The sequence below is a fragment of the Halobacillus alkaliphilus genome (assembly GCF_900113125.1).
GTDB lineage: Bacteria > Bacillota > Bacilli > Bacillales > Halobacillaceae > Halobacillus > Halobacillus alkaliphilus.
In genome coordinates this window covers 1-6,667 of sequence record NZ_FOOG01000075.1, presented here as the reverse complement: position 1 = coordinate 6,667, position 6,667 = coordinate 1, and the positions used below count along the sequence as shown (strand labels likewise).

The 6,667-nt window shown below is 41.4% G+C and carries 6 protein-coding genes and 1 pseudogene; 3 read left to right on the top strand and 4 right to left on the bottom strand.

The annotated features are described in order from the left end of the window. Positions 1 to 42: 42 nt before the first annotated feature. On the top strand, positions 43 to 195 hold the full coding sequence (locus BMZ06_RS20920) for a hypothetical protein (RefSeq protein WP_175477946.1): 153 nt from the start codon (positions 43 to 45) through the stop codon (positions 193 to 195). Positions 196 to 269: 74 nt separating this feature from the next. On the opposite strand, the gene BMZ06_RS19965 is transcribed toward BMZ06_RS20920, so the two are convergent. Further along, a complete protein-coding gene (locus tag BMZ06_RS19965) occupies positions 270 to 1,055 on the bottom strand; it encodes a Cof-type HAD-IIB family hydrolase (RefSeq protein WP_089754943.1) in 786 nt (261 codons plus the stop codon). 440 nt (positions 1,056 to 1,495) lie between these two features. Between BMZ06_RS19965 and BMZ06_RS19960 the strand changes: the two genes are divergently transcribed. Continuing rightward, on the top strand, positions 1,496 to 1,705 hold the full coding sequence (locus BMZ06_RS19960) for a DNA-dependent RNA polymerase subunit epsilon (protein WP_089754941.1): 210 nt from the start codon (positions 1,496 to 1,498) through the stop codon (positions 1,703 to 1,705). Between the two features lie 3 nt (positions 1,706 to 1,708). Then, entirely contained in the window at positions 1,709 to 3,376 is a 1,668-nt protein-coding gene (gene rnjA / locus BMZ06_RS19955) for a ribonuclease J1 (RefSeq protein WP_089754939.1), read from the top strand. 160 nt (positions 3,377 to 3,536) lie between these two features. Here rnjA and BMZ06_RS19950 read toward each other — a convergent pair whose 3' ends face one another. From BMZ06_RS19950 to BMZ06_RS20915, 3 genes and pseudogenes are all read right to left on the bottom strand, one after another. Then, on the bottom strand, positions 3,537 to 5,255 hold the full coding sequence (locus BMZ06_RS19950) for a pyruvate oxidase (protein WP_089754937.1): 1,719 nt from the start codon (positions 5,253 to 5,255) through the stop codon (positions 3,537 to 3,539). A 330-nt stretch (positions 5,256 to 5,585) separates the two neighbouring features. Further along, positions 5,586 to 6,251, bottom strand: a complete 666-nt coding sequence (locus BMZ06_RS19945; RefSeq protein WP_014643042.1) for a potassium channel family protein — start codon at positions 6,249 to 6,251, stop codon at positions 5,586 to 5,588. Positions 6,252 to 6,467: 216 nt separating this feature from the next. Beyond that, positions 6,468 to 6,667, bottom strand: a pseudogene (locus BMZ06_RS20915) (IS110 family transposase); the annotation flags it as partial.

The window sequence follows — 6,667 nt, the reverse complement described above, 5'->3', positions numbered from 1 at the left end:
CGATCGACCCTACGTCGTGTAGGGCCATAGGAAAGTGTTCAAATGTGGAATCACCCCGAAAGACACGACCAGCATAAGCCGACCATCAAAAGGATGGCGGTTTTTCAATCCGTTGATGAGCGGCTTATGTCTCGAGTGTCTTTCGGGGTGATGGAACAAGACGAGTTATTTCCCCACCAGCCCTTATCCATCTAACGTAACGGGCCCAATTGTCTCGAAATCAAGTCTTCAAGTAATGGGAGCTTTACTTTAATATCAATGCTTCTTAATTAGGATTGTGTTTTTAACAGCCCCAGGTCGTAGATGGCTTTGACCAATCCGCCTTCATTTACATCGGTGGTTACCATATCACTAACCTTTTTAGCTTCGGGAACAGCGTTTCCCATAGCTACTCCTGTACCAGTTTCCCTGAGCATTTCAATATCATTTAACCCGTCTCCAAAGGCAAAGGAATCCTCAATTCGAAGACCAGCTGCTTCAATCATTTTTTTGATTCCCTCAGCTTTCGATCCTCCTCCTGGTAAAACATCACAGGAGTAAGGGTGCCAGCGGATGTAATCAAATGCTTTGTGAACGCTTCTGTAGTCTTCAATTTCCCCTCCCTGACAGAACAGAAGGGATTGGAAGATTTCCCGGTCTTTATAAAAAGACTCATCTACCGGAGGATAGTCGAAATGAAGCGAACCAAGGCTTTTTTCAATATGGGAATGTCCTTGCTCAGAAGCTCTCATTGTTTCGTGGTTCATAAAAACCATAGGATGATTGTTTTCTTGCGCATGTTCATGTAACTTTTCCAAGTAACTTTCGGAAAGGGGATTTTTGTAGACTACTTCCCCTTCTAATATCACGTACTGACCATTAAAACTTACAAAGGAATCGATTCCAAGCTCTTCCCTTATTTCTTCATACATGAATGGTGCACGTCCTGTAGCTATTGCGCAGTAAACTCCAGAATTTTGCAGTCGTTTTACAGCTTCTTTTGTTTCGTCTGGCAATTGTTTTTGATGATTGAGTAATGTGCCATCGATATCGAAAAAGGCGATTTTCTTGTCCATAAAAGTTCCTCCATCTCTGTTTTCCATAACTATTTGGTTATCCCATCATAATTAAGTTGATTGTTTGGCTATACTGTAGCACGAGAGGATAAATTTGAGAAGAAAAACAAACCATAATAACAAATTCTACTATGTAAATGTTTCATTCTTAATCAAACCGTATTATACTAGTAGTAACAGGGATTGGGCGGTTAACGTTTTAGTGCTTTTTTCATCAGTGGAAGGGGATGGATTCACCATGATGAAGCGATTGTTAAGAAAGCTGAAAAAACGTTGGAAAAAATTGATGGAACGTAAGACATATGCTTAGAGCCCACTGGCCGGATGGCTCCAACAGCTAGTTCAACTACCGTTATCATTACCATACGATAATTAAACGTGCTATTATTAATGACAGGACAAGAATGTGGAAATTATATCTAGTTAGGAGCGATAATGTAATGATATACAAAGTATTATATCAGGAACTGGCGAAAGAAGTTCCTGTCCGTGAACGTACTCAAGCCATGTACGTAGAAGCGGAAACCGAAAGAAGAGTTCGTGAAAAATTGGCTAATAAAGGATTTAACATTGAATATATCCAGGTGCTTAATGAGGATCACTTGGCTTATGAACAACAATCCGAAGATTATCACGTGGAGAATCTGTAACGCATGAAATTTGTAAAAAATGACCAAACAGCCGTATTTGCCCTTGGCGGGCTCGGCGAAATTGGAAAAAACACATACGGCGTTCAGTTTCAAGACGAAATCATCCTCATTGATGCAGGTATAAAATTCCCTGAAGATGAACTTCTGGGAATTGATTATGTTATTCCTGACTATACCTATTTAGTTCAAAATCAGGATAAAATTAAAGGGCTCTTTATCACGCATGGTCACGAAGACCATATCGGCGGGATCCCTTATTTACTACGTGAAATCAACATCCCTATCTATGCTGGTAAACTTGCTGCTGGCTTACTTCGAAATAAGCTGGATGAGCACGGTCTGCTTCGTAACACGAAGATGCATACGATTCAGGAAGATGATGTGATTAAGTTTCGCAAAACATCTGTATCCTTTTTCCGTACCACTCACAGCATTCCTGATTCATACGGAATTGTTGTGAAAACACCTCCGGGTAACATTGTTCATACCGGAGACTTTAAATTTGATTTCACACCTGTCGGAGAACCTGCTAATTTAGCTCGTATGGCTGAAATTGGAAAAGAAGGGGTTCTCGCCCTGTTATCAGATAGTACGAATAGTGAAGTGCCTGGCTTCACCAAGTCAGAACGTGTAGTTGGACAAAGCATTGATGATATATTCACACGTGTAGACGGACGTTTGATATTTGCAACCTTTGCCTCAAACATCCACCGGTTACAGCAAGTTGTGGAATCTGCAGTTAAAAACGGCAGAAAAGTCGCCGTTTTTGGACGCAGTATGGAATCATCCATCCGTATCGGACAGGAGCTCGGTTATATCCGTGCCCCTAAAGATACATTTATTGATGCTCAGCAAATCAACCGTCTTCCGGCCAATGAAGTGGTTATCCTATGTACCGGTTCTCAAGGTGAACCAATGGCAGCTCTATCCCGTATTGCCAATGGTACTCACCGTCAAATTCAAATTATGCCTGGCGACACCGTCGTGTTCTCCTCTTCCCCAATCCCTGGTAACACGATTAGTGTCAGCCGCACGATCAATAAATTGTACCGTGCAGGAGCCGAGGTTATTCACGGCCCACTAAATGATATTCACACCTCTGGTCACGGAAGCCGTGAAGAAATGAAATTGATGCTTCGTCTTATTCAGCCACGTTTCTTCATGCCTATTCATGGTGAATATCGTATGCTGAAAGAACATGCTAAATTAAGCCATGACTGCGATGTAGCCCCTGAGGATTGCTTCGTTATGGATAATGGTGATGTGTTAGCACTTGGTAAAGATGAAGCGATGGTCGCTGGTAAGATTCCATCTGGTTCTGTATATGTAGATGGAAGCGGAATTGGCGACATTGGTAACATCGTACTGAGAGATAGACGTATTCTTTCTGAAGAAGGCCTCGTGATCGTAGTGGTTAGTATAAACATGAAAGAGTTCAAGGTCGCTTCAGGTCCAGATATTATCTCTCGCGGATTCGTCTATATGAGAGAATCGGAAGACTTGATTAAAGAAGCGCAAAAACTTGTTAATAATCATGTTGAAAAAGTTATGGAACGCCGTACAACTCAGTGGTCTGAAATTAAGAATGAGATTACAGACACTATTGCACCATTCTTATTTGAAAAAACAAAACGACGTCCAATGATCCTTCCGATCATTATGGAAGTATAAAGACACCGAAAACCCCCGCTGATTAAATTCAGCGGGGGTTTTTTATAATCTGTTAATTACAACATATGCTTGCTCCTAGCGTTTAGCAGCGACACTCTTTTCTGCGGAATTATGAACCTCAGAAAGCGAGTCATGTTTCTCTTGTTGGAAAGCAGAGCTTTTATAATCGTTTTAAAGCTTTTTTCAAATCAGGAAGTTCTAAGGATCCATTCTCAAAAAAGTTCTTAACAATATACTGGGAATAGTTAACGGCTGATTGATAGTCGATATGTCCCGGCAGCGGTGCCATATCTTCAATAGCTACATCGATAATAACCGGCTGGTTGGATACGAAAGCCTGTTTCATTTTTGGGCCCAGCTCTTCATAGCTTTCAATCCGGTAACCTTGCCCTCCGCAGGACTCAGCGAATTTTGCAAAGTTCATTTCTCCTAAATTGGTGGCATGATTAGGATGGCCCATTTGAGCTTGTTCATATTTGATTAAACCAATTTTACTGTTATTCAAAACGATGATTTTAATGGGAAGATTATATTTAACCGCGGTCACAAAGTCGTGCATGACCATGGAGAAGCCGCCATCTCCTGCAATACCGATTACTTGTTTCTCTGGATAGGCAAGCTGTGCAGCAATCGCTCCCGGTAAACCACTGCCCATGGTGGCAAGCCAGCCAGAAATAACAAACTTCTGGTCCACAAATGGCAGAAAACGTGAGATCCAGACAGTTACATTCCCCACATCTCCTGAAATAACAGCCCCAGACTCCATATGGTTTTCAAGCTCATACATGACTTGAGGCGCATGTAATGGATTCTCTTCAGAACGCTTCTCCTCTTGAAGAGCAATATGCCAGTTCTTCATTTTTTCCTGATATTTTTCAAGGAATGGACGCTCTTCTACAGTCGTTATTCCTTGAGACATAGCCTCCATCGTTTCTTTCGCATCCCCGGCTAAACCTAATTTAATCGGATAATACTTCCCAAGGTGCTCTGGTTTGTTATCAATTTGAATGGCATCTACATGGTCGGGCAGGAAGTCTCGATAAGGAAACTGAGTGCCTATCAGAATAAGAAGATCGGTTTCTTTCATGGCATGATAAGCCGGTTTTGTTCCGATCTGCCCTGTATGCCCGAGGCAGTAAGGGTGGTGGTCCGGTAAGACTCCTTTTGCTAGAAGACTTAAGATTACAGGAGCTTTAATGGTTTCCGCAAAAGCCATTAATTCGTCTCTTGCACCTGCAGCTCCTTTACCTGCTAAAATAACCGGTCTTTCTGCCTGCTCAATTAATTTCTTTGCTTCTATCATGTGGTGTTGTTTAGGCATCATCTCTGGCTGAAATAGGTTACTTGCTCGTAACCGTACATCGTCCGTTTGCTTTGCAGCAAATAGATCATCAGGAACAATGAGCACAGATACACCTTTTTTAGCGTAAGCTTCTCTCACTGCCTGGTCCATGAGATCCGGCAGCTGTTCCTGTGAGGTAGCGCGTTTATTAAAGACCGCTACATCATCAAACATGCGCTCAAGATTCTGCTCCTGAAACGCTCCGGTACCCACCTGATCACTTTGAACATGCCCTACAATGGCGAGCACAGGCGCCTGGTCTGCTTTTGCATCATATAAACCATTTAATAAATGAATAGCACCAGGGCCAGTGATGGATAACGTGACTCCTAACTTTCCGGTTAGCTTCGCATAAGCTGATGCTGCGAGCGCCCCTGTCTCTTCGTGTCTCACCTGAACAAAAGAAAGTTCCTCTTCCCTTTTTCTTATATCATCAATAAATTCATTAATAGAATCTCCAGGCATTCCATATATATGATGAACTCCCCAATCAATTAACTGCTGGGTTAATACTTCTCCTGTACGTTGATCGAACATAAGTATCATCCTTTCTAAGTTTCCTATTGCGATGAATATCGTCTATAGCATTTTATATTTCCCTTTTGCTTTAGAAGTAAACTAAGCTGCACCCAAATATTGTTTATTAGTCTCTCCGAAGCCATTCTTATGTCCCAAAGTTCATTCGCATTTCAAGCATAGAAAACGAGTATTACAATGTCGAGAGCTTTAATTAAATGATCACCACGAAGAGTTTACACATCGTATTAATTGGAATGTGCACCATTACGCTTGGGTTATTTGTTTTTAAAAAGAACGCTAAGCACTTAAAAAAACCTGCCAGCACGGCAGGTTTTCTTAGGATTATGTTTAGTCCTCAACTACAAGATTTTTTTCAAAACGACTGATGTCTTTATCTGCTCCGATGACGATCAATACGTCATTTTCGCGGATTTCTTCTGTGGCCATCGGAGAGACTATTACATCTTTCTTCCTTTTTATGGCCACAACGTTACACCCGTACTCAGCGCGAATATCAAGATCCACCAGAGTGCGGCCGCTCATTTTGCTTCCTGCTTTAACCTCTACGACACTATGGTCATCTGATAATTCAATGTAGTCAAGTATGTTGTTGGAAATGATATTATGTGCAATTCGTTTACCCATATCACGCTCAGGGTGAACAACGTGATCAGCCCCAATTTTGGCTAATACTTTTTCATGATAATCATTTTGTGCTTTTACAGTAATGGTTTTAATGCCCAATTCCTTCAGCATTAAGGTGGTGAGGATACTTGCTTGGATATTATCTCCGATTGCCACGATGACGTGGTCGATGTTACGCAGCCCAAGTTCTCGCAGTACGTTTTCATCAGTAGAATCGGCAATTACAGCATGAGCTGCTATATCTCTATATTCGTTCACTTTATCTTCATCAAGGTCCAAAGCTAATACTTCCATGCCTTCGCGGCTAAGTTCACGGCAGATACTGCCGCCAAACCGTCCCAGACCTATCACGGCGAATTCTTTTTTCATGGGGAGTCCTCCATCTTCTCAGTAAAAATCTAACGTTATTCTATCACATTATACGCTTCTTCACCTAATAAAGTCTGCGTATGATAACATCAATTCATTTTAATAAAAGGCTACCCTGAAAATAATTACAGCTTTAAGACCGCACTAAATAAAGGGGATCTTATTACTTTTTTAAAAATCCCTGAATCACTTTGATATTTATTTCATTATTCTTCTCTAAGCCGACTGTGGCGATAAGTCGACTACAAAACCTAAACGTTGAAGACTCTTAATTGCCTTTTGTTTTTTTGCTTCTAATGCTTGTTGGTTATAATGGTTTGCCCCTTGTTCTTTGTACATTTCTCTTTTGGTTAATAGGTGGTACACGATCACAAGTAATGTCCGGGCGATGGCAACTCTCGCTTTCTTAGACCCTC